19 protein-coding genes are annotated in these 21174 nt (G+C 71.2%); 16 read left to right on the forward strand and 3 right to left on the reverse strand.

Features of this window, described 5'->3' with window-relative positions; translation table 11 throughout:
* Window positions 1-3 precede the first annotated feature (3 nt).
* The 5 genes from DI005_RS06970 (at window position 4) to DI005_RS06990 (ending at window position 6177) form a co-directional block, all read left to right on the forward strand.
* The gene (locus DI005_RS06970) at window positions 4-1722 is read left to right on the forward strand and encodes a BTAD domain-containing putative transcriptional regulator (protein WP_113641597.1); all 1719 of its coding nucleotides are present in this window, start codon (window positions 4-6) and stop codon (window positions 1720-1722) included.
* 11 nt (window positions 1723-1733) lie between these two features.
* Window positions 1734-2996, forward strand: coding sequence for a type VII secretion protein EccE (locus DI005_RS06975; RefSeq protein ID WP_158559779.1), 1263 nt, complete (start codon window positions 1734-1736; stop codon window positions 2994-2996).
* The gene (locus tag DI005_RS06980) at window positions 2993-3694 is read left to right on the forward strand and encodes a LuxR C-terminal-related transcriptional regulator (protein ID WP_112271465.1); all 702 of its coding nucleotides are present in this window, start codon (window positions 2993-2995) and stop codon (window positions 3692-3694) included. Before DI005_RS06975 ends, DI005_RS06980 begins: the two co-directional genes overlap by 4 nt.
* Window positions 3691-5343: a right-handed parallel beta-helix repeat-containing protein gene (locus DI005_RS06985; RefSeq protein ID WP_113641598.1), complete on the forward strand. Its 1653-nt coding sequence runs from the start codon at window positions 3691-3693 to the stop codon at window positions 5341-5343. The genes DI005_RS06980 and DI005_RS06985 overlap by 4 nt, the downstream gene beginning before the upstream one ends.
* Before the next feature lie 168 nt (window positions 5344-5511).
* Window positions 5512-6177 (forward strand): helix-turn-helix transcriptional regulator, encoded by a 666-nt coding sequence (locus DI005_RS06990; protein WP_112271461.1) that lies wholly within the window; start codon window positions 5512-5514, stop codon window positions 6175-6177.
* A gap of 45 nt (window positions 6178-6222) precedes the next feature.
* Here DI005_RS06990 and DI005_RS06995 read toward each other — a convergent pair whose 3' ends face one another.
* Together DI005_RS06995 and DI005_RS07000 are read right to left on the reverse strand one after the other, a co-directional pair.
* On the reverse strand, window positions 6223-7686 hold the full coding sequence (locus DI005_RS06995; protein WP_112271459.1) for an aromatic amino acid ammonia-lyase: 1464 nt from the start codon (window positions 7684-7686) through the stop codon (window positions 6223-6225).
* Between the two features lie 146 nt (window positions 7687-7832).
* On the reverse strand, window positions 7833-8378 hold the full coding sequence (locus DI005_RS07000; protein ID WP_113641629.1) for a helix-turn-helix domain-containing protein: 546 nt from the start codon (window positions 8376-8378) through the stop codon (window positions 7833-7835).
* A gap of 58 nt (window positions 8379-8436) precedes the next feature.
* Here DI005_RS07000 and DI005_RS07005 point away from each other — a divergent pair, with 58 nt between their 5' ends.
* From DI005_RS07005 to DI005_RS07025, 5 genes are all read left to right on the forward strand, one after another.
* Entirely contained in the window at window positions 8437-9597 is a 1161-nt protein-coding gene (locus DI005_RS07005) for a pyridoxal phosphate-dependent aminotransferase (protein ID WP_113641599.1), read from the forward strand.
* A gap of 420 nt (window positions 9598-10017) precedes the next feature.
* The gene (locus tag DI005_RS07010; protein WP_113641600.1) at window positions 10018-10791 is read left to right on the forward strand and encodes a hypothetical protein; all 774 of its coding nucleotides are present in this window, start codon (window positions 10018-10020) and stop codon (window positions 10789-10791) included.
* 114 nt (window positions 10792-10905) lie between these two features.
* Entirely contained in the window at window positions 10906-11337 is a 432-nt protein-coding gene (locus tag DI005_RS07015; protein ID WP_112271451.1) for a hypothetical protein, read from the forward strand.
* Window positions 11334-11693, forward strand: coding sequence for a hypothetical protein (locus DI005_RS07020; RefSeq protein ID WP_137094508.1), 360 nt, complete (start codon window positions 11334-11336; stop codon window positions 11691-11693). The genes DI005_RS07015 and DI005_RS07020 overlap by 4 nt, the downstream gene beginning before the upstream one ends.
* Complete coding sequence (locus tag DI005_RS07025) at window positions 11690-12835, forward strand: SMP-30/gluconolactonase/LRE family protein (RefSeq protein WP_113641601.1); 1146 nt, start codon at window positions 11690-11692, stop codon at window positions 12833-12835. The genes DI005_RS07020 and DI005_RS07025 overlap by 4 nt, the downstream gene beginning before the upstream one ends.
* Window positions 12836-12873: 38 nt before the next feature.
* Here the strand turns inward: DI005_RS07025 and DI005_RS07030 are convergent, their stop codons facing one another.
* Window positions 12874-13347: a MarR family winged helix-turn-helix transcriptional regulator gene (locus DI005_RS07030; protein WP_113641602.1), complete on the reverse strand. Its 474-nt coding sequence runs from the start codon at window positions 13345-13347 to the stop codon at window positions 12874-12876.
* Window positions 13348-13501: 154 nt separating this feature from the next.
* Here DI005_RS07030 and DI005_RS07035 point away from each other — a divergent pair, with 154 nt between their 5' ends.
* The 6 genes from DI005_RS07035 (at window position 13502) to DI005_RS39650 (ending at window position 21157) form a co-directional block, all read left to right on the forward strand.
* Window positions 13502-16546: a BTAD domain-containing putative transcriptional regulator gene (locus DI005_RS07035; protein WP_113641603.1), complete on the forward strand. Its 3045-nt coding sequence runs from the start codon at window positions 13502-13504 to the stop codon at window positions 16544-16546.
* 232 nt (window positions 16547-16778) lie between these two features.
* On the forward strand, window positions 16779-17201 hold the full coding sequence (locus tag DI005_RS07040; RefSeq protein WP_199542592.1) for a hypothetical protein: 423 nt from the start codon (window positions 16779-16781) through the stop codon (window positions 17199-17201).
* Window positions 17202-17477: 276 nt separating this feature from the next.
* Window positions 17478-19340 (forward strand): calcineurin-like phosphoesterase family protein, encoded by a 1863-nt coding sequence (locus DI005_RS07045; protein ID WP_199542593.1) that lies wholly within the window; start codon window positions 17478-17480, stop codon window positions 19338-19340.
* Window positions 19341-19466: 126 nt separating this feature from the next.
* On the forward strand, window positions 19467-20093 hold the full coding sequence (locus tag DI005_RS07050) for a glyoxalase (protein ID WP_113641604.1): 627 nt from the start codon (window positions 19467-19469) through the stop codon (window positions 20091-20093).
* An 87-nt stretch (window positions 20094-20180) separates the two neighbouring features.
* Entirely contained in the window at window positions 20181-20627 is a 447-nt protein-coding gene (locus tag DI005_RS07055) for a helix-turn-helix transcriptional regulator (RefSeq protein ID WP_233520021.1), read from the forward strand.
* Window positions 20628-20959: 332 nt separating this feature from the next.
* A complete protein-coding gene (locus DI005_RS39650; protein WP_199542594.1) occupies window positions 20960-21157 on the forward strand; it encodes an RGCVC family protein in 198 nt (65 codons plus the stop codon).
* Window positions 21158-21174 lie beyond the last annotated feature (17 nt).

Raw genomic sequence — 21174 nt, forward strand, 5'->3', positions numbered from 1 at the left:
GCCATGCTCTTCCGTGTTCTGGGGCCGTTGGAGGTGCACGGCCGCGACGGCGAGGTACACCGGCTCGGCCACGGCAAGGCCGCGACCGTGCTGGCGACGCTGTTGCTGCACCCTAACGCGTGGGTCAGCAGCGCCGAGCTGATCGACGCGACATGGCACGAAGCGGCCGCGCCGCCCGCCTCCGCCGAGGCGAACCTGAAGACGTACGTGTGGCGGCTGCGGCGGCTGCTGCCCGTGCTCGTCCCCGACGAAGGCGAGCCGAGGATCGAGAGCGCGCCGGGCCGGTACCGGCTGCGCCTGCGGCAGGGAGAGGTGGACGCGCACCGGGCCGCCGAGCACGCCGCCGCGGCAAGGGCGGCGGCCGAGACCGGTGAGCTGACGGCCGCGGTCGGCGCGTTCGAGGCGGCGCTCGCGTTGTGGCGAGGACAGCCCTTCGAGGGCGTCGCGGGTGCCGACTGCGAGGTGGGCAGGCTCGTCGAGCTGCGGCACCAGCTGCGTGAGGAGCTCGCCGAGGCGCAGCTCGCGCTCGGCCGCACCGCCGAGGCCGTGCACACCCTCAAGGCGCTCACCGAGGACGATCCGTTGCGCGAAGGGCCATGGGCGAGCCTGGTGCGCGCACTGCACGCGCTGGGCAGGCGCGCGGAGGCGTTGCGCGCGTACGGCAGGGCCAGGCACGTGCTGGCCACCGAGCTCGGGGTGCGTCCAGGCCGGGCGCTCGCCTCGGCGTACCGGGACGCGAGCGGCGAGACCTGCGGGCCGCGCCGGGAGTTGCCCCGCGACCCGGCACACTTCACCGGCCGCGCGGCCGAACTCGCCACGATCCGCCGGACACGCGACGGTGTGGTGCTGGTGGACGGCCTTGCCGGTGTCGGCAAGACCGCCCTCGCGGTGCACGCGGCACACGGCCTTGCCGACGCGTTTCCCGACGGTCAGTTCTTCGTGGACCTGCGCGCGTATCGGGACCCGGCCGACGTGCTCGCCCGGCTGCTGCGCGGCATCGGCACCCCCGGCACCGGGGCCGCTCCGGGCGAGCTGGCCGCGCTGTGGCGCTCGGAGCTGGCGGGACGCCGGGTGCTGCTGGTGCTCGACGACGCCGAGGGCGGCGGCCAGGTCGAACCGCTGCTGCCCTCGGGCAGCTCCAGCCTGACGCTCGTCACCACCCGCCACCGGGACTGGCACGTCGACGGCGCCGTCCGGATCGGCCTGCGCCCGTTCGGAGAGCAGGACGCGGCGGCGTTCTTCCACGCGGCGGCACCGGAGGGGTTCGCCCGCGACGACGTGACCGGGTCCGTCGGGTCGATCGTCCGCCAGTGCGGGGGGATACCGGCGGCGTTGCGGGACGTGGCGGCAAAGCTGCACACGCGTCCCGAGTGGACACCGAGCTCGCTCGCCCACGAGTTCCGCGGCGGCGCGTGCCGGGTGCTGGCCTGCGGTTACCGGCGCGCGCTGGCGGGTGTCCTCGCGGCGCTGCCCTCGGCCGTGCGCGCGGCGCTGTCCGCGCTCGGCGAGCTGCCCGACGAGTTCGGCCTGACCACCGCGGCCCGCGCGCTCGGCAGCACGGCAGAAGCCGTGCGACCCACCCTGGAGGCACTCGTGGACGTGAGCCTGCTCGACGCGCTGCCGGGTGAGCGCTACCGCGGTCACCGGTTCGTTCGCCACTACGCACGCTGCCGGACCTGCGCACCGGCCGGTCTCGGCACCCCCGCGGTGCGGGTGGCGTGAGGGAACCGGCCATGACCGCGCAGCAGCAACAGCAGTCCGTCGCCGCGGAGGCCCGGCCGGTGGCCGCTCCGGGTGCCGCCGCGCGGCCCGTCGCGACCGTCGCGGCGGCCACGCGGACCGTCGCGGCGCGACCGCGCCCCTCCACACCACAGCCGAAGACCGAACGGCGGCCCCAGACCCGGAACGACTCCCCGACACCGGAGACCGTCCACACCGGACTTCCCGCCGAACCACCGCGGGAACGGCCTCGGCAGCGGGAGTCCCTCGACCTGCCCGTGCTGCGCATCGTGTGCTGGCAGCTCGCGCTCGTGCTGGCGTTCCTCGCGATCGGCAGGCCATGGCCGATGGTGACGGCACTGCTGCTGGCCTCGGCGACACTGCTGTCGTGGACCGCGCTGCGGTACCGGGGCCGCTGGCTCTCCGAGGAGCTGACCGAGCGGGCGCGGTTGCTGCTCCGGCGGCGTCAGCGCGACCTGCCCGACGCCGAGGCCGGTCACCTGCTGCTGCGGGCACTCGCGCCCGGCTCGGCCGCGCGAACCGTCGAGCTCGCCGGGACGTCCTCGGGCGTGGTGAGCCGCACCGGGGAGCTCGTCGCCGTGCTGCGCCCAGTCGACACCGGCCCGGCCGTGCTCGCCCAGCTTGCGCTGTCCGGGGCACTGCTCGCGGACACCGGTGAGCCCTCCCCCGCGCTGCCCGCGATCCGCCTGCAGCTCGTGCTGCACCGCGGTCCGCAACAGACCGACCACACCCGCGCGTGGCTGGCCGTGCGGGCACTGCGCGAACCGAACTTCGCCGACGACGCCGAGCTGCTCGTCGCGCTCAACAACACCGTGCGCAGGCTGCACCGCAAGCTCCGCAGGGCCGGGCTCGGCGCGACCGCGCTGACCGAGCCCGAGCTGCTCTCGACGCTGGTCGCGCTCACCCACACCGGCCCGGGAAGGGGCACGATCCGCGAGGAGCGGCGGCACTGGCGGGCAGGGCCGATCACACAGGTCGGCATCCGGCTGACCGGCCTCGGAGCACGCCCGGTGCAGGCCAGGATCCAGGCGCTGCACCGGTTGCTGGCCGCAGTGCCCGGCACCGCCTGCACGATCGCGATCACCGCGCCCGAGCACGCCGCCGTGCTGCGGATCGCGGCCACCACCGACGCCGCGGCCGACGCGGCCGCCGAGCGGCTGCTGCGGATGCACCTGCCAGGACTGCGGCTCGAACGAATGGACAACCAGCACGCACCGGCCGTGGCCGCGTCGTTGCCGATCGGAGGGAACCCATGATCACCCAGTCCCCGCTCGACCGTCGTGAGGCGCCGCCCCGGCTTCCGGTCCTCCGTGGACAGTCGGCGTGCCCGCTGGCGTCGCGGCACGCGCGGGTGGCCGCGAAGCTGGCCTCGGCACAGCGAGAGGTGCTGGTCGTCAGCCCGCTGTCCGGCACGCCCGGCGACCCGGTCGCGACGTTCCGCCGGATCGACCACGCCAACCTGCGGCGCGGGGTGCGCTACCGCGTGTTGTTCCCCGACCACGCGCGCACACTGGCCGAACCCGCGCGGCGGCTCGGACACCTCGCACGGGCGGGCGCGGAGGTCCGCACGATGCCCGCGGTGCCCATCGAGGCGCTGGTGGTGGACCGCGCGGTCGCCGTACTGCCGAGCGGCGACGACCTCGCCGTGCTCCAGCTGCCGAGCGTGGTCGAGACGGTCACGGAGCTGGTCGAACGCCTCTGGCCCTCGGCGGTGCCGGTGATCCCCGGCGACCCACCGCAGGCTGGCGGACCGGCCGCCCGCGACCGCGAGCTCCTCACGCTGCTCGCCGACGGCCGCACCGACGAGTCGGCCGCGGCCGCGCTCGGCGTGTCCGTGCGGACCGTGCGCCGCATGGTGTCGAGCCTCATGAACCGCCTGGGCGCGCGCAGCCGGTTCCAGGCGGGCGTCAAGGCCGCCGACCGCGGCTGGCTGAGCGAGGGGGCGAGCCGATGACTACCACGACCGGGCGCACCGTTCTCGTGGCTCCGGGCAGGCACGGCGCCTACGCCACCATCGGCGATGCCGTGCTCGACGCTCCCGACGGCTCGTGCGTCTCGATCACCGCCGGCACCTACGCGGAGACGCTGGAGCTCGTCGGCCGCGAGCTCACCCTCCGCGCGGCCGACGACGCCGAGGTGGTGCTCGACGGCACCGGCGCCGACGTGCCGGTGCTGCTCGCGCGCGGCGGCGGGCTCGCCGTGCACGGGCTCACGGTGCGCGCCGGGGACACGGCGGCCGTGCAGGCCGAGAACGCCGAGCTGTCACTGACCGGCTCCACCGTGACGGCGGAGCGGGGCCCCGCCGTGACGGTGCGCGGCCCCGGCCCGCTGACGATCAGGGACGTCACCATCACGGGGGCCGAGCACGGGCTGGTGCTGGAGGGCACGTCCGGCGTGGTGGAGAACGTCACCATCGACAACGTCGCCGCCGATGGGCTGATCGTCGGGCTCGGCGCCGACCCCGTGCTGCGCTCGTGCACGGTGAGCGGGTGCGGGCAGCGCGGGCTCTACGTCTACCAGCACGCGCGGCCGACCGTGGAGAACTGCCGGATCTCGCGCACGGGCCAGGCCGGCATCGTGGTGGCCCACCGCAGCGAACCCGTGCTGCGCCGGACGTCCGTGCGTGACGCGCATGGCGTGGGCATCGACGTGGGACCGAACTGCGGCGGCCTGATCGAGGCGTGCGACGTCGACAACACGGCCGAGCCCGCGATCCGGCTCGACGCCGCGGCGACCGCGGAGGTCGTGGCCGAGCCCACGAGCGTCCTCAGTGGATCGAGCCCGCTGGACGCCCTGCTCACGGACCTCGACGGCATGGTGGGGCTGCCCGGCGTCAAGGCCGAGGTGCGTTCACTGGTCGACGAGATCCAGGTGAACTCGTGGCGTTCGCGGGCGGGCCTTTCCACCGGCGCGCTGAGCCATCATCTGATCTTCGCGGGCGCGCCGGGCACCGGTAAGACCACGGTCGCGCGGACCTACGGCAAGCTCCTGCGCGAGCTCGGTGTGCTGCCGAAGGGCGGGTTCCGCGAGGTGTCGCGAAGGGATCTGGTCGGCCAGTACATCGGCCACACCGCTGAGAAGACGGCGGTGGTGTTCGAGGAGTCCCTCGGCGGCGTGCTGTTCATCGACGAGGCCTACACGCTGTCCCGGCAGTCGGGCAGCGGCGGCGACTTCGGCCAGGAGGCCATCGACACCCTGGTGAAGCTGATGGAGGACCACCGCGAGGAGATCGCGGTGATCGTCGCGGGCTACACCGCGGAGATGCGGCAGTTTCTCGCCGCGAACCCCGGCCTGTCGTCGCGGTTCGCCAAGACGATCGAGTTCGAGAACTACACGCCGGAGGAGCTGGTGGGCATCATCGGCCGGATGGTGACGGCGGGCGACTACGAGCTGGACCCGCAGTCCGGTCCCGCCCTCGCCGAGTACTTCCGGCGGATCTCGGCCGACCCCGGCTTCGGCAACGCCCGCGACGCGCGGCGGCTGTTCGAGGTGATGCGCAAGGCCCAGTCGGGACGGCTGCGCAGGCTGGGCCGCATCCCGGACGCGACCGAGCTCAGGGAGCTGCGCGCCGACGACGTGCTGAACGCGATCCAGTCCTCTTGAGACCGCAGTGAAGGCCACCTTCACTGCGTTCAACGCAGGCAAGGTGGCCTTCACTGCGGCCGAATCCAACACTGCGGCCGAGCCCGAGCCACGAGACTTGCTTGTCATCGAATCCTCATGCGGGTGGCGAGAAGGTGGGAGGCGAGCCACAGACGGGGAGGAACCGCCATGATCGCAACCCAGCCGACCAGGGTCGCCGTGCTGCACCGCCACTCGGCGCCGCTGTCCACCCGCGCCAGGGTCGAGGCGACGCTGGCCTCGGCGAAGCGCGAGGTGCTGGTCGTCTCCAGCCTCACCGACACCGTTCGCGGCCGGCTTCCCCTGCTGGGCAAGGGCAGCCCGAGGCCGGGGGTGCGCTACCGAGTGCTCGTCCCTGACGAGGCGCGCACGATCCCCGCGATGGCCATGCGGCTGGGGTCCCTCGCGCTGGCCGGGGCCGACGTGCGCACGGTGGCCGACGCGCCCGCCGACGCGGTGGTGATCGACGGCGAGCTGGCCGTGCTGCCCGGTGAGCCCTCGGATCTCGCGCTGTTCCGGCTGCCGAGCGTGGTGAACACGATCGTCGCCCTGTTCGAGCGGGTCTGGCCCTCGGCGGTCCCGTTCGTGCCCGGCGGCCTTCCGGAAGAGGCGGAGCTGACCGAGCGGGAGCGGGCGATGCTGACGCTGCTCTCGGCCGGCTACACCGACGAGGCCGCCGCGGCGAGCCTCGGCGTCTCGGTACGGACGGTGCGCCGCCTGGTGTCCGGCCTGATGAGCCGGCTCGGCGCGCGCAGCCGGTTCCAGGCGGGCGCCAAGGCCGCCGACCGGGGCTGGCTCGCGGACCCGGCCTGCTGAACGGCCGAACGGGTTCGGTGCCCGCGAGCCACACCGGTTCCCACCTCAGAGCCCGGCGAGGTCTTCCAGCAGCGTCGCGGCGAGCTCCACGTCCGCGCTCAGCCTGCGATCGCTCATCTCGGCGCTCAGCTTCCCCGCGGCGAGGTCGTAGGCGGTGCGCAGCGGAGTCGCCGCCGACGGGACGACGTCGCGCTGACGTAGCGCCCGCACCGCGGTCACCAGCTCGCAGGCGAGCACGAGTCGCAGTGCCGTCAGTGAGCGCAGGGACTGCCTCGCCGACTGGAACGCGAAGCTGGAGTGCTCCTCGAGTCCGCGCGACACCACGGCGTTGCCGAGCCCGGCGGGCGCGGCGAGCGCCCGCACCTCCGCGAGCGCGGAGTTGGCGCTGTACTCCAGGATCATCACGCCGGAGCTGCCGCTCTCGCCGTGAGCGAGGAACGGCCGCAGCCCGGTGAACCGCGGGTCCAGCAGCGCCGACAGCCGGGCCGTCGACAGGTGCGCGGTGTCCAGCAGCGCCAGGCGAAGGCCGTCGAGCGTGTGCCGCAGGTACGCGCAGTGGAACCCGCCGTGATGGTACGCGGTGTCGTCTTCGGCGGAGATGAGCGGGTTCTCCGCCGCCGCGTTGATCTCGACGCCGATCACTGTGGACAGTTGTGCGGCGGCGTCGAGAGCGGGTCCGTGGATCTGTGGGAAGCACCGGAAACCGAACGGGTCCTGCAGGCGCGCGGGTGGGCGCGCCGGTGCACCGAGCAGGGCTCGCATTCGCGCCGCGGCCTCGACCTGCCCCGCGTGTGGCCTGCTCGCGTGCACGCGCTCGGCGTAGGCCTCGCGTGAGCCGTCGACAGCGAGGAACGACAGTGCCGCCACCGCGTGGGTTGCGTCCAGCAGCCGCCGCGCCTCGTGCCAGGCGAGCGCGGCGATCCCGATCGTCAAGGCGTTGCTGCTGATGAGCGCCAGCGCGTCACCGGAGTCGAGTGCGATCGGCTCCGGCCCTGCTGACGTCCCGAGCCACGGCAGCTCGCCGAGCAGTGCCAGTCCGGTCTCGGAGAGCGCGGTGAGATCGCCCGTGCCGATCGCGCCGAACTCGTGCACCGCGGGATAGCTGCCCGAGTTGAGCGCGTCCGCGAGCGCGTCGGCGACACCGGGACGCAGTCCGGCTCCGCCCGCGAGCACCTGGTTGAGGCGCACGACGAGCATCGCCCGCACCTCCTCCTCGGCGAGCAGGTCACCGACCCCGCCCGCGTGGCTGCGCAGCAGCCGGACACCGTGGCCCTTCTTGGCGTCGGCCCCAACGGCTTCCACGCGGTTGGCGCCGACGCCCGTGGTGCGGCCGTAGACGGGCCCGCGAGTGACCAGCCGCTCGGCGGCGGACCACGCCACCTCGGCCGCGTGCCTTCCCGCGTCGGCGATCAACACCCTGGCGTGCCCCCTGGCCACCTGGATCACCTGGTCACCGGTCAGCGACCGGCCGTCGAGCACCACATCCCGCGTCGTCGTGTCCAAAGCCATGCCCGGTTTGTACCCGGAACCGTGTCCGCTGGGACCCGGTCCGCGACCGGAAAGCGTCTGGTCACCGAGACAGGAGACGGCCGAGGTCCCGTGGTCCCCACCGCAGGTTGGTGAGCGTTCGCTGATCCCCGCAGGGCGGCTTCGCGTCACTGCTCCGGGTGCAGCATCAACAGCACGGCGCGGTTGTTCCGGTGGTGCCCCTGATAGGTATGCGGGTGGGCGGCGTCGAAGTGGACTGAGTCACCCGCGGCCAGTTCGATCGGGGACTCGGCCGGGCCGGTGGTGACCCGTCCCCTGGACAGCACGAGGCACTCGTGCACTCCGGCCAGGTGGGCGTCCGAGTTCTGCACCGCTTGGTCGATCTCGATGTCGTAGACCTCGACGGTGCCGCGCAGCCGGATGCGGTGCAGTAGCCGCGCGCTGACCGCGTCTCCTCGGACGTGCGGGCGGTCGTCGTCGGCGCGGACCACCTCGACAGTGGGCGATCCGGTGTCCAAGAGCTCCCCGAGCGACACCCGCAACGCGGTGGCCAATGCCCACAGTGTGCTCAGGGTCGGGTTGGCCTGGCCCAGTTCGATGCCGTGCAGAGTGGTCTTGCTCATGCCGGCGGCCGATGCCAGGTCGGCAAGGGAGATCCCCGCCTGTATACGCAGTCTGCGCACGTTCGCGCCCACCGCTTGCGCCAGTTCCATGCGTACCAGCATAGTGGGTAGCACGTACCAGTGAACTGAACCAGTGAGGAGTGTCGTCATGACCGTGACCCGGCTGCGCGAGATCCCCGGCATCGGGGTGGACGTCATCGGTGACGCGGCCGACGCGCTGGCCGATCCGGAGCTGCTGCGGCTGGAGAACCTGGACACCGACATCCGGCCGCCGCGGCTCGCGGTCGCGACGACCCGGACCGCGGTCGACGATGACGACGCCAACAGCTACCTCCCCTTCCAGGGGCATCGTGGTCTGCGAGAGGCCGCCGCCGCGCACGTCGGGCGGCTCGCCGGCCGCGCCTACGATCCGGACACCGAGTGCGTGAGCGTGGCCGGTGGGCTCAACGGTGTGCTGAACACCCTTCTGGCCACCGTGGAGCCGGGCCAGGAGGTCGTGCTGTGCGACCCCGTGTACGCGGGACTGGTCAACCGCGTTCGCCTGGCCGGCGGCATACCGCGGTTCGTTCCCGCCGAGCCCTCCGCCGACGGCTGGGTGGTCGACCCGGACCGCCTGGCCGCCGCCGTCGGCCCCAACACCGCGGCGGCGCTCATGATGGGGCCGGCCATGCCCACTGGCCTGGTGCTCGACGACCGCCACTGGTCCGCGCTCGCCACGGCGTGCGAGCGGCATGACACGTGGTTGATCTACGACGCCGCCATGGAGCGCATCCGTTTCGACGGGCGGCCACCCGACCACCCCGCAGCGCACGACGGGCTTGCCCACCGGGTGATCACCATCGGCTCCGCCTCCAAGGAGCTGCGGATGATCGGCTGGCGGGTGGGCTGGGTGGTCGGCCCTGCCGACATCCTCGCCGACATCCGCCTGGTGGGGTTGACCAACGTGGTGTGCCAGGTGGGCCTGGCGCAGCAGGCCGTCGCGGCCGCGCTGAGCGCTCCGGACGCGGACGCCGATGTCGCCGCGGCCACCGCGGAATGGCGGCGCCGCGCGGTGAAGATCGTGGACCAGCTGGCCGGTTATCCGGTGGTGCGACCGCACGGCGGGTGGTCGCTGCTGGTGGACACCAGGCCGCTGGGAATCACGCCGGGGCAGCTGTCGGAGCGGCTGCTGCGGTACGGCAAGGTGGCCGCCACGCCCATGACCGGATGGGGCCCCAGCGGGGATCACTACCTGCGGCTCGTGTTCGCCAACGAACCGACCGACCGCCTGGCCGATCTGGGCGAGCGTTTCCGGGCGGCGATCGGCTGATGATCGCGAGCGCACGAACCAGAAGGTGGAACGGCGATCCACAAGCTCCAAAGTAGAGGCAGAGGGCGGCACAGGAGGATCACGGCGGCCCGGGCCTGGGTCACGGGTTCGGCCGTTCCCGGACCGGAGTCGTCGGCGTCGTCGGCGCAGCGGCGCTTGGTGGCCTGGGCCGGCTGGGTATGGCCGCGGCTGCTCCCCGTGGCGACCCCGCCCAGGCGTGTCGATCAGGGCGCTGCCACCGGAGCCACCTCCGGATCGCCGACGGGCTCCTCTCGGGCGGCGAAGACCCATGTCCACGACATCGCTGCTCCTTCGTAACCTCGTGATGTCCCCTTACCTGATTTCAGGATCTAGCGCTCAGCCGCCGAACGGTACGGGTTTTCTCCCGTCGTCGGCGCGAGAAAATACGGGAGTCGAGAGTTGGTTGGACGTCGGGGACGGCCGGCGGCGGACCGGCGTGACAAGGTCGCCGTCCTGCTGCTGAACATCGCGACCAGGGAGATCGACGCGTTCCTCGCCGGGGAGAATCCCGGAGGAACGCCCCCGCTGCCGAAGGTGCTCGGGCACCTGGACCCCAACGCCATTCTGGTGAAGGCGGGCTACTCGCCCGACAACCGGATGATCACAAGCCGGTGGGGATCGATCGACGCGTTCCGCGCGGATGCCGCCGTGTGGGCACTGGCAAGGAACGACCGGCCCTCCGAGCCACTGCCCGTCCGGCTGGCGACCGGCCTGACCGACGGCGTTGACCCGAGGCGTCCGGTGGACGCCGCGATCAGGACCGCCGACACCCTGCTCGGCGAGTTGGTGGCCGATCCGCGCTCTTACCTGATCGCACATCTCGCCCCGCTCCTGAAGGATCACCCGGAGGGCGGGGGTACCGTCGCGGAAGGGTTGCGTGCGGAACAGCGGCACTGGACCGACGCCTACGCCCAGCTCATGGAGCTGACGGGAGTGCCGCTCCGTGCCGGCTGGACACCCGAGCGGGTCACGCTGACGCTGCAGGCCATGATCACCGGATTCGTCATCCACCAGCGGGTGCAGCCGGACGACTTCGAGTACGCACGCACCAGCAGTTACGACAAGATCAGCCTCTTCGCCGACTCGGTCATCACTTTCGTACTGGGAGTCCTCGACTTCGACGCCGACGGAAGGACGCCACGCGACGTACTTGCCGAGCGCTGGTCCTCATAGCGGCAAGCGCGCGGTCCCCGGCGAGACGTGCACGTTCCTGCGCGGTAGTGCTAACCTCGAACGAAATCCATCAGCTTTGTAGATTGTCAGCCAGACTGACGATTAGGGGAACCGATGAAACTTCCTTCGGGTGCGGAAGCATCCGTCCGCGTGGGCCTCGTGGCGATGGGTGTGATCACCGCGAGCCCCGCGTTGGCCCTGCTGGACACGTACACCCTCGAATGGACATACGGAATCACCGATCCGGACGCGATGACACAGGCTCTGCTGCAGCATCGCGGCATGCTCCAGTTGCTGCTGGGTGGCGCGCTGGTGTGGGCGGCCTTCTTCCGGCCTGCCCGGATCCCCGCGGCGATCGGTGCCATCGCGGGCAAGGTGACGTTCCTGTCACTGATCCTCCCGGATCCGGGCTTGCGTGCCGACCTCGCCACGTTCAGCACGGTGTTCGACCTGGCGTGCATCGTGTTGCTCGCCGCGCTCTGCGTATGGCAGTTCACCACGTCGCGGGCCCGCCCCGTCCTCGGCTCGCACCAGGAGGCGGCGTGATGGGACTGCTCACCTCGGCGAGGATCGTTGCCGTCGCCGTCAGCGTGCCGACGTTCGGCGTTCTGTTCCTCAACGACGGCTTTCGCGCGGACAACCTCTTCCTCGTGCCGGATCTGGTGCTGTGCGCGCTCCTGCTGGTCGGCGCTGTGCTGCCGACGCGCACGGCGCAGCCGGTGCTCACCTTCGGGTTCGGCTTCGCTGCGGGCGTGATCACCACCGCGGTGTTCTCCTATGTGGCCAGGGGGGCGCTCGACGAAGGTCTGCCCACTGTGGTCGTCGCGTGTGCGTGTGTGGTCATGGCGACGCTGCTCGCGCGCCGCTCTCGGCTCCCGGCCTGGCGCGGCGCGGCCTCATGAACTGGTGGAGCGGCCGGCGTGGCACAGTGCTGCGCCGGACCGGGATCGCGCTCGGTTCGGTGGTGTTGCTCCTCGCGGTCGCCATCGGCGCGTTCTTCCTCGTGCGTAACCCACCCGTGGAACCCTTCGAACCAGTGGCGTGGGATCCGCCGGACGGCTTCTCCGTCGACTCCGGCCGGATCGACAGCGCCACAGCCGGGACACTGCGCCCTCTGGGACGGCAGTCGTTCAACGGTCCGGAGGACATCGCCGTCGACGGCAGCCAGCGCGTCTATACGGGCACGCGCGACGGCCTGATCATGCGCACGGAACCGGGTCGAGACCGCGCCGAGGTCTTCGCGAAGGTAGGTGGCAGGCCGCTCGGGCTCGCCTTCGATCACCATGGCCGGCTGCTGGTGGCCAACCACGGTGTCGGCCTCCAATCCGTCTCGCCAAGCGGGAACGTCACCCTGCTGGCCGATCGCGCCAACGGCGAACCCATTCTGGCGGCCAACGACCTGGTGATCGACTCTGCCGGCATCGTCTACTTCTCGGATTCGAACTCCAAGTACAACAGTGCCACTCTGGGTGGCCTGCCCTCGTATTCCCTGTACGACTTTCTCGAGGGCCGTCCGCTCGGGAGGCTGCTGAAATACGACCCGCAGAGCAGGCTAACGACGGAACTGCTTACGGACCTGTACTTCCCGAACGGCGTCGTGCTCACCGGTGACGGGCGTGCCGTGCTGGTGGCGGAGTCCACGCGTTACCGCATCTCCAGATACTGGCTCTCCGGTTCGCGCGCGGGAGCGGCGGACGTTCTCGTCGATGGGCTGCCGGGCATATCGGACGGCTTCACCAGCACCGGCGACGGCAGGTTGCTGTTGCCGATGTACGAGCGCATCCCGTCGCTCGACCGTTACGTGCTGCCCAGCCGGTTGATGCGACAGGCGGTGGTGCGGATGCCGACCTCCGTGCTGGTCGGCGAGGAACCGCTGTCCGGATGCGTGCTGGTGCTCTCCGAGGACGGTCGCGTGCTGAGCCAGGTCACGGGGATCCACCCGGCCCCTACCAACATCGTTCCCTACCAGCAGGGGTGGTTGCTCGGCTCATTGGTCGGCCAGCCCATCCGATGGATCGCGGATCCGGGCCACAGTGGACGATGACGGAATCGGCGATCACGGATGTCCACTGTGTCCAGTAATCACGACACCGCTTCGGCGGCAGGTTCCGGCGCACAGGCTTGGCTGGTGTCGAACAAGCGGCTGAGCAAGGTGTGGAGCTGCGCTCGCTCGGCTGGAGCAAGCGGCTGGAGCAGCTCTTCCTGTGCCCGCAAGAGCTTCTTCGTCGCCTTGGCGTACGCGGCCTTGCCGTTCCTGGTTATCCGTACGACGTGCTTGCGCCGATCGGACTTACTACGCTCACGGGTGGCGTGGCCGAGCTGCTCGAGCTCGTCCAGCACAGCGACCATGGTGGTGCGGTCCAGGCCGGTGCGCGCACACAGCTCGGCCTGGGACAACGACTCGCCGTGCAGGAAGCCGAGAACGCGCACCTGCCGGGTGTTGAGCCCCAACGGAACCAGCGCGCGTTCGAAGGCGGGAACGGCCATCCCGGCCACCTTGATGATCAGGTACCCGGTGTGGTCGTCCATGTGCTCGATGCGAGCCCGCGAGGTCATGGTGCAAGTGTAATGACTCGGCCCAGGCCGAACCCGGAGCCGGCGATCCCCATCGCGGCGCAGACGAGCGCGCAGCCGAGGTGGCGGAACCAGAACGCCGTGCGGCGCGTCCACAGTCGCGGGACGCCACTGCACGGGCAGAACGGACAGGACGATGACAGCCGAGATGACTGATACCGACGGCCCGCCCCGGCGCCTGGGTGAGGTCGTCGCCGGACTTCGCGTTCGTGCCGGTCTCACCCAGCGCCAGCTTGCTGATCTCGCGGGCTTGAGCCTCGCCGGTCTGCGAGATGTGGAGCAGGGCAGAGTGGTGACACCCCGTCCGGCCAACCTGCGCCGGCTGGCGGCTGCCTTGGGGCTCTCCCACGACGAAGCCGAGGATCTCGTCGAGCTGAGCCGCCGAGGGCAGCCCGCCGAACAGCACTTCCGGATCCGGGTGCTCGGCCCGCTCGCGGTCACCGTGAACGGCGTCGAGGTGGACCCTGGCCCGGCTCGGCAACAGGCGCTGCTGGGGCTGCTCGCGTTGACTCCCAACGTGCCGGTCAGCCGCGACGCCTTGATCGAGGCCGCCTGGGGCGAGCGGAGGCACGGCAACACGGTCAGCCTCGTGCAGACGAGTATGTCGCGGCTGCGGCAGCGGCTGGTGCCGAAGCAGCCGGGAAGCGACAGGGCGAAGGTGCTGACCGCTAGCCGTGGTCGCTACCGGCTCACCGTCACGCGCGAGCAGCTCGACCTGCTCGAGTTCCGGCACCGGGCGGCTGAGGCGAGGCAGGCGCGCAAGGCGGGCGACGCGGCTCGCGCGTGTGTCCTGTTCCGCAAGGCACTGAGTCTGTGGCGGGGCGAACCGCTGGCGAACCTGGAGACCACTCGCGTGCAGCCGCTGGTGACGGCACTGGTGGAGGAGTGGAAGACGCTGGTCGTGGACTACGCCGAGACCGCGACCCAGATCGGCTGCTACGACGAGGTCCTGCCGGAGCTCCGGCGGCTCGTCGGGGACGACCCGCTGCACGAGGTGGCCACCGCGCGGCTCATGATCGCGCTGGCCGGTAGCGGGCAACAGGCGGCCGCGCTGAACGCGTTCGACGAGGTCCGGCGCCGGCTGCGGGAGGAGCTCGGCGCCGACCCCGGTCCCGAGCTGACCGAGGCACACCAGCGCGTGCTGCGGCAGGACGTGGTCAGGGCCGACCCGACCGGCGCCGACCCGGTGACGGCGCACCGCCAGCTGCCGCCGGACATCCTGGAGTTCACCGGACGGGAGGCCGAGTTGTCGGAGTTGCGTGCCGGCCTGCCGGCTCCGGCACGAGGCGACACCGCCGCGGGCATCCTCGTGCTGCAGGGCATGGGTGGTGTCGGCAAGACGCGGCTGGCGGTGCACCTCGCCCGGCAACTGCTCGCCGAAGGCCGCTACGCCGACGTACAGCTCTATGTCGACCTGCGTGGACACGCTGACCAGCCCCCGGCGGACCCGTCGACCGTTCTGGACTCGTTCCTCCGGCTGCTCGGGGTGGCCGGTGAGTCCGTGCCACGCACACTCGACGAGCGCTCCGCGCTCTACCGCAGTCTGCTGCACGGCAGGCATTCCGTGGTGTTGCTGGACAACGCCGCGAGCGAGGAACAGGTGCTTCCGCTGCTTCCGGCCGGACCCACCAACCTGGCGATGGTCACGAGCAGGCGCACGCTCGCGCTGGATGGCTCTCGTACCGTGACGCTGGAAGGCTTCCCCCTCCCCGATGCCGAGGCTCTGCTCAGGCGGATCGTCGGGCAGCGGGTTGCCGACGACCCGGCGGCCACCAGGATGGTGGTGGAGTTGTGTGGCCGGCTGCCGTTGGCGCTGACCCTCGCGGCCCGCAGGCTCCAGGCGAGGCCGGCGTGGCGGTTCGCCGACGCCGCGGCCCGGCTGCGTGCGGCCGGGGACCGGCTGGGAGAGCTGGCAGCGGGCAGCAGGCGCGTCCGAGCCGTGTTCGACCTGTCGTACCGAGCCCTCGACCCGGAGACGCGACGAATGTTCCGCCTGTTGGGTCTGCACCCTGGCGAGGACTTCGCCGCCGCGTCGGCCGCGGCGCTCGCCGGCGTGAGCCCCGCGGTAGGCGAAAGAATCCTCGATCAGCTCGCCGACGAGCACCTCGTCACGTCCGCCCCGGCCGGCCGGTACCGGCTGCACGACCTTCTCCGGGACTACGCACGCGACCTCGCCGAGCGAGACGGTGAGCGAGCGTGCCGGGAGGCGGTCCGGAGAGTCGTGTACTGGTACCTCCACGCGGCGGACGCCGCCAACAAGCCGCTGAGGAAGCCCAACGAGGAGGAGGTCCTGCCGTCCGGTGCGCGCGAGCCGCCAGGGCTACCCGCTTTCCCCGACAGCGCATCGGCGTTCGACTGGTTCCGCGCCGAGCAGGGCGCCCTCACCGCCACGACCGCACTGGCGTGGGAGTACGGGCTGCTCGAAGCGGCGTCGCAGCTGCCGGCGGTACTGCGGAACTACTGGGAGCGGGCCAGCGAGTGGGATCACTGGATCGGCGGGGCCAGGGTCGCGCTCGCCGCGGCCCGGCTCGCCGAGGACCGCACCGCGGAGGCGAGAACCCTCAACGACCTCGGCTGCGCGCTGAGCCAGATCGGCAACCTGGAAGAGGCCGTCGACATGCTCACCAGGGCGTGCGACCTGCGTGCCGCGCTGGGTGACGAACGTCGGCGGCTGGGCCCCTTGCTGAACCTCGCTGTCGCGGTGGCCATGTCCGGTGACCTCCACCGGGCCATCCGGCACATGCGTGAGGTGCTGCCACTGGCGCGCAAGGTCGGTGACGTCTACAACGAGGCCTGGCTGCTCAACAACCTGGCGCACGCACAGGCCCTGGCGGGCATGCACGAGGAGGCGATCGGGACGTACCGGGCGACCCTCGCGCTGGGACGCGACTGCTCGGCCGATCCGGTCGGCGTCGCGCAGACGTTGGGCGGATTCGGCCAGGCGTTGCTGAGCGCGGGCGAGCACGACGAGGCGATCGCGGTGCTGCGGAGAGCGTGCGCGATCTACCGCCAGGAGAACTGCACCGCGTTCCTGCTGGAGGCGCTGGCGACGCTGGCGGCGGCACTACGCGAGATCGGCGACGAGGTCGGCGTCAAGGAGTGCGAGGTCGAAGCACAGGCCATCGTGGACGGTCTGGGCCCCTACGCCTACGCGCCGGTTTCTCACGCGCCGCTCCCCTGACCACCCGGCCCCGTCAGCGGCAGTGCCTTCCATCCGGTGGTGCCGAGCCGTTGCGCCCGCCTCGCCGGAGCACAGTACGAGAACAGTAGTACTGGGGAGCTCGTCGACCGACGGTGCCCCTGAGCTGCCGGTTCAGCGCCGTCAGCTCGGCCGGGACGACGCCGCTGCCGGCAAGCCCTCTCGGCAAAGCTGATCCCCCGAGGGACGATGTCCGGCCCCTGCGCCGGCTGTGGTGCCGGCGGTCGGGGCCGTCCGCGAATCGTCACTCGAACTTCAGGTTGCCTTCGCGTTCGGCGAAGGCTCTCCGGTGAACGGGACTGCAGGAGGAATCGAAGCGGTGATCGTCTGGTCTGGATGGGGAATCCTTGCGCTGGTGTTCGCCATGCTCGGCGCGATGGTGGGCACTCTCGCCGGATTGGCCGTCGGTGTCGTCGCGGAGCCCACCAACTTCGGTACGGCATTGGGACTTGCCGCGGCCGCGGTGGCGATCTGGTTCGTTGGCCGGCGGCTGAACCGTCCCAAGCCGGGTTTCGACGAGCGGACGGGTGAACGGGTGATGCTGGGCGGCCGGCACAAGCTGTTCTTCGTGCCGATGCAGTACTGGGGGCCCGCGGTCGGCGCGCTCGCGGTGTTGGCCGGGGTGCTGGCGATCTAGTGCCCCGGCCGCTCACGGCGCGCCGGTTGATGGCCGTGCTGGTCCTTCACCGTGCGGCCGCGCGCGGCCTACGCCTCTGGCGTGGTGGCGGCTGGTCGCCGCTCGACGGGAGTCACCCGCGGTCCGGATCACGGACGCCCACCGTTCTCCTTCGGGGCCTCTCTTTGTTCAGGTTTGTCCGGAAAAGTCGCTTCCTGCCGGCCACCGAGGCCGGCATCTCCCCGGCAAACTCACCGGAGGTCAGCAGAGTTGAGGTCCCCATCACGAGAGCGCAGCATGCTCCGCATCGCCGTGGCAGCCGTCGCGACCGTCGCGGTCGCGGGGTCCACTGCCGCGATCGTCGTCGCTCCCGGCGCGCTCGCGGCTGCCCCGAAGCCGGCCACGTGGAATGAGACCGCCTACCGCGGCCACGTCGAGGTGATCCGCGACCAGGGTCGCCAGGCCGATCGTTCCGTACTGACCGGCAAGGTCTTCGTGGACCGCAACCGCGACAGCGTCAGCGGTCCACAGGAACGCGGCCTTGGCGGGGTACTGGTGTCCAACGGCCGAGACGTCGTGACCACCGACTCCCACGGGCGCTACCGGCTGCCCGCCTTCGACAACATGACGGTGTTCATCACCCAGCCGTCGGGCTACCAGGTGCCGGTGGACGAGTCCAACGTCGCGCAGTTCCACTACAACCACCTGCCAGAGGGTTCGCCGGACCTGCGCTATGGCGGCATCGCGCCTACCGGCCCCCTCCCCGCCGAGGTGAACTTCCCGGTGGTGAAGAGCCGGCTCACGCAGTCTCAGGAGCAGCACTGCGTGATCGCGGGCGACCTGCAGACCTACGACAAGGAGGAGGTCGGCTACGCCCGCAAGGGAGCGATCAACGACCTCGCCGGGCGCACCGACTACCAGGGCTGCGGCACCCTGTTCATCGGCGACGTGGTCGGCGACGACCTTTCGCTCTACCCCGACGTGAAGGAGCTCACCAGCCTGACCAACGGACCGGCGCGGTTCCTGCCCGGCAACCACGATCTCGACTTCGACGCCACCACGCCTGAGCACTCGTTCGACACCTTCCGAGCCCAGCTCGCGCCCGCGTACTACTCCTACGACATCGGCAACGTGCACGTCGTGGCACTCAACACGGTTCGCTACCCCTGCACGCCTGATCTCGACAACGCCGACGGCCTGCGCCCCACCTGCGACGATCCGGTGAACCAGCCGCGATACAACGGCCGCCTCGACGAGAACCAGCTCGCCTGGCTGGAGCGCGATCTCGCCAAGGTCGACGACAACAAGCTCGTGGTCATCGCCAGTCACGTCGGCCTGCTCAACTTCGCGGACGAAGGAAGCCCGATCCACCAGGTCGACCAGGTCCGTGAAGTGCACGAACTGGTGAAGGGCCGCAAGGCCGTCGCGGTCGCCGGGCACAGCCATTCGATCGAGAACATGAAGACCGGCGATCTCGTCAAAGGCTGGCGCGATCTCTTCGGCATCAAGGGCCTCCCATTCCCTCACATCACGGCGGGTGCGATCTCCGGTGACTGGTACTCCGGCTCGCTCACGGAAGACGGCTATCCCGTCGCCGTCGGCCGCGACGGTGGCCGGCCCGGGGTGCTCACGCTCGACATCAAGGGCAACTCCTTCAAGGAGCGCTACACGGTCACCGGTCAGAGCGACCAGGTCCAGACACAGCTGGGCATCAACAGCCCGACCTACCGCGAGTGGTACGTCGCACGGCAGGCCTGGAACCGCACCCGCGACGGGGCCGCGCCGCAACTGGCAGACCCCCACGTGGTGACCCGGGCCGACCTGAACGGGCGGACCTGGATCACCACGAACTTCTGGATGGGCTCGACCGGCTCCACGGTCAAGGTCAGCATCGACGGAGCCCGTGCCCAGCACGCGGTCCGCACCCAGCAACTCCGAGGTGAAGACCAGCTCGTCGGCCCCGAGTGGTCGGACCCGCACGCTGCCGCACAGCAACTCGTCAACGGCGGCAGCCTGGCAGACCGCACCATGCACCTGTGGCGGTTCCAGCTGCCCACGGACCTCGCGCCGGGCGCGCACCGCGCCGTGGTCACCGCCACCGACTCCTACGGCCGCCAGTTCACCGACGTCCTCGACTTCCAGGTCGTCGAACAGCGATAACCGCGTCGTCGCCGGTCCGGGGCCGTCACCGCACGGTGGCGGCCCCCGACCCGTGCGCGGCGGGCACGTCGGGAGTGGTCAGGAATCAAGAAGCCCGGTGACCGGGCCGCGCCTAGCGTTACCGGCATGACTTCCATCGACACCATCACCCTCGAGGTGGCCGACGTCGCGGCCGCCGAACGTTTCTACGCCGCCGCGTTCGGGCTGGGCCACCGCCTGAACCTGCGGGCCGCTCAGGAGCCGACAACCGGCTTCCGCGGGTTCACGCTTTCCCTGATCGTTTCCCAGCCCGCCGATGTCGACGTCCTGATCGGTGCCGCGCTCGACGCCGGTGCCACGACGCTCAAGCCCGCCGCGAAATCGATGTGGGGATACGGCGGAGTGGTACAAGCCCCGGACGGGACGATCTGGAAGATCGCCACCCCGGCGAAGAAGGACACCGGCCCGGCCACCCGGCGGATCGACGACATCGTGCTCCTGCTGGGAGTCGCCGACGTCGCCGCGAGCAAGCGGTTCTACCGGGACCGGGGCTTCACCGTGGCCAAGAGCTTCGGCCGCATGTACGTCGAGTTCGCCGCAGGGTCCGGCTCCGTGAAGCTGGGACTCTACCGCCGCCGCGCCCTCGCCAAGGACGCCGGCGTCGACCCCGAGGGCACCGGGTCGCACCGGATCGCGGTCGGCGGCGCGGCCGAGCCGTTCACCGACCCGGACGGCTTCGCGTGGGAACCAGCCTCCATGGCATCCCTGTCCTGAGTTGCTGTCCACAGCCGACGAAGACGGACAGCAGAGCCACGTGCCCGCGGACATCGATCACAGGAGCCTCGGATGTGTCACCCCTCGTTGGCGCACGCACTCACCGCGGCGCGGCGCCTGAGCGACCTCACGCGCCTGCGCCGCGTCCGGGACCGGATCGACCGGGAATACGCGCAGCCACTGGATGTCGAGGCGCTGGCCCGCGGCGAACACCTGTCGGCCGGGCAGCTCAGCCGCCAGTTCCGGCTCGCCTACGGGGAGTCTCCGTACGCCTATCTGCTGACCCGGCGTGCCGAGCGGGCGGCGGCGCTGCTCCGCCGTGGTGATCTCAGCGCAACCGAGGTCTGCTTCGCGGTCGGCTGCTCGTCGCTGGGCACGTTCAGCACTCGCTTCACGGAACTGGTCGGTGTGCCGCCCAGCACCTACCGGCGCCGGACGACGCCCGCCACCCCGGGGATGCCGTCATGCGTGGTGAAACAGCTGACAAGGCCGGTCAGAAACCGGTCTGCCCGCGTTGCCGGGTATCCAGGATGAGCGCCGCACCATCGCCCTGAGGACGGCCAGGGCAGCTACGGCTGGATCCCGCCGGCCAGCGCCGACCTCGACAGCGCCTTTGGCCAGGCGCAGGCCGCGGGACGTCCGCTGAAGGGACTGTCCCCCGCTGAGCGACCCGAGTTCGTCCAGCACGTCCTTGGCGGGGAGCGAAACAGTCCACATTGGGTAGCTGGTGCCGTGCGGTGCGCGGGCATCGTTGCCGCGGAGCGTAGTGTTGGTCGAGTCGTCGCCTGGTCTGCCCGCAGTGCCGTCGAAGCTACGAGCGCGCCCCAGTCACGCAACGACCGGCGCAGGAGAAGGAGTCAACGTCCATGCCGACGACAGAGGCGAATGTCATCATGACCGAACCGGTTGCCGGTGTCACTTGTGCGGCGTGCTCGCACCGATGGGACGCGCACGATGCGATCGGACTCAGGTTCTGTTCCGCGACAGCTGAGCAGGGGCTGAGCCGGGGATGCGTCTGCGTCGGCGGCGCCGCGAACGAACCACGGACGCCTTCCGCGGGTTAGTCACGCCGGTCGCGACA

Source organism: Prauserella sp. PE36 (assembly GCF_003311655.1).
GTDB lineage: Bacteria > Actinomycetota > Actinomycetes > Mycobacteriales > Pseudonocardiaceae > Prauserella_A > Prauserella_A endophytica.

Bases quoted from the DNA above. Each gene is read 5' to 3' on its own strand.
- DI005_RS07025 (WP_113641601.1), top strand. From the start codon at position 11,690: ATGAACTGGTGGAGCGGCCGGCGTGGCACAGTGCTGCGCCGGACCGGG.
- DI005_RS07045 (WP_199542593.1), top strand. From the start codon at position 17,478: ATGCTCCGCATCGCCGTGGCAGCCGTCGCGACCGTCGCGGTCGCGGGG.
- DI005_RS06970 (WP_113641597.1), top strand. From the start codon at position 4: ATGCTCTTCCGTGTTCTGGGGCCGTTGGAGGTGCACGGCCGCGACGGC.
- DI005_RS06985 (WP_113641598.1), top strand. From the start codon at position 3,691: ATGACTACCACGACCGGGCGCACCGTTCTCGTGGCTCCGGGCAGGCAC.
- DI005_RS07050 (WP_113641604.1), top strand. From the start codon at position 19,467: ATGACTTCCATCGACACCATCACCCTCGAGGTGGCCGACGTCGCGGCC.
- DI005_RS06980 (WP_112271465.1), top strand. From the start codon at position 2,993: ATGATCACCCAGTCCCCGCTCGACCGTCGTGAGGCGCCGCCCCGGCTT.
- DI005_RS07015 (WP_112271451.1), top strand. From the start codon at position 10,906: ATGAAACTTCCTTCGGGTGCGGAAGCATCCGTCCGCGTGGGCCTCGTG.
- DI005_RS07000 (WP_113641629.1), bottom strand. From the start codon at position 8,378: ATGGAACTGGCGCAAGCGGTGGGCGCGAACGTGCGCAGACTGCGTATA.
- DI005_RS06990 (WP_112271461.1), top strand. From the start codon at position 5,512: ATGATCGCAACCCAGCCGACCAGGGTCGCCGTGCTGCACCGCCACTCG.
- DI005_RS39650 (WP_199542594.1), top strand. From the start codon at position 20,960: ATGCCGACGACAGAGGCGAATGTCATCATGACCGAACCGGTTGCCGGT.
- DI005_RS07030 (WP_113641602.1), bottom strand. From the start codon at position 13,347: ATGACCTCGCGGGCTCGCATCGAGCACATGGACGACCACACCGGGTAC.
- DI005_RS06975 (WP_158559779.1), top strand. From the start codon at position 1,734: ATGACCGCGCAGCAGCAACAGCAGTCCGTCGCCGCGGAGGCCCGGCCG.
- DI005_RS07035 (WP_113641603.1), top strand. From the start codon at position 13,502: ATGACAGCCGAGATGACTGATACCGACGGCCCGCCCCGGCGCCTGGGT.
- DI005_RS06995 (WP_112271459.1), bottom strand. From the start codon at position 7,686: ATGGCTTTGGACACGACGACGCGGGATGTGGTGCTCGACGGCCGGTCG.
- DI005_RS07005 (WP_113641599.1), top strand. From the start codon at position 8,437: ATGACCGTGACCCGGCTGCGCGAGATCCCCGGCATCGGGGTGGACGTC.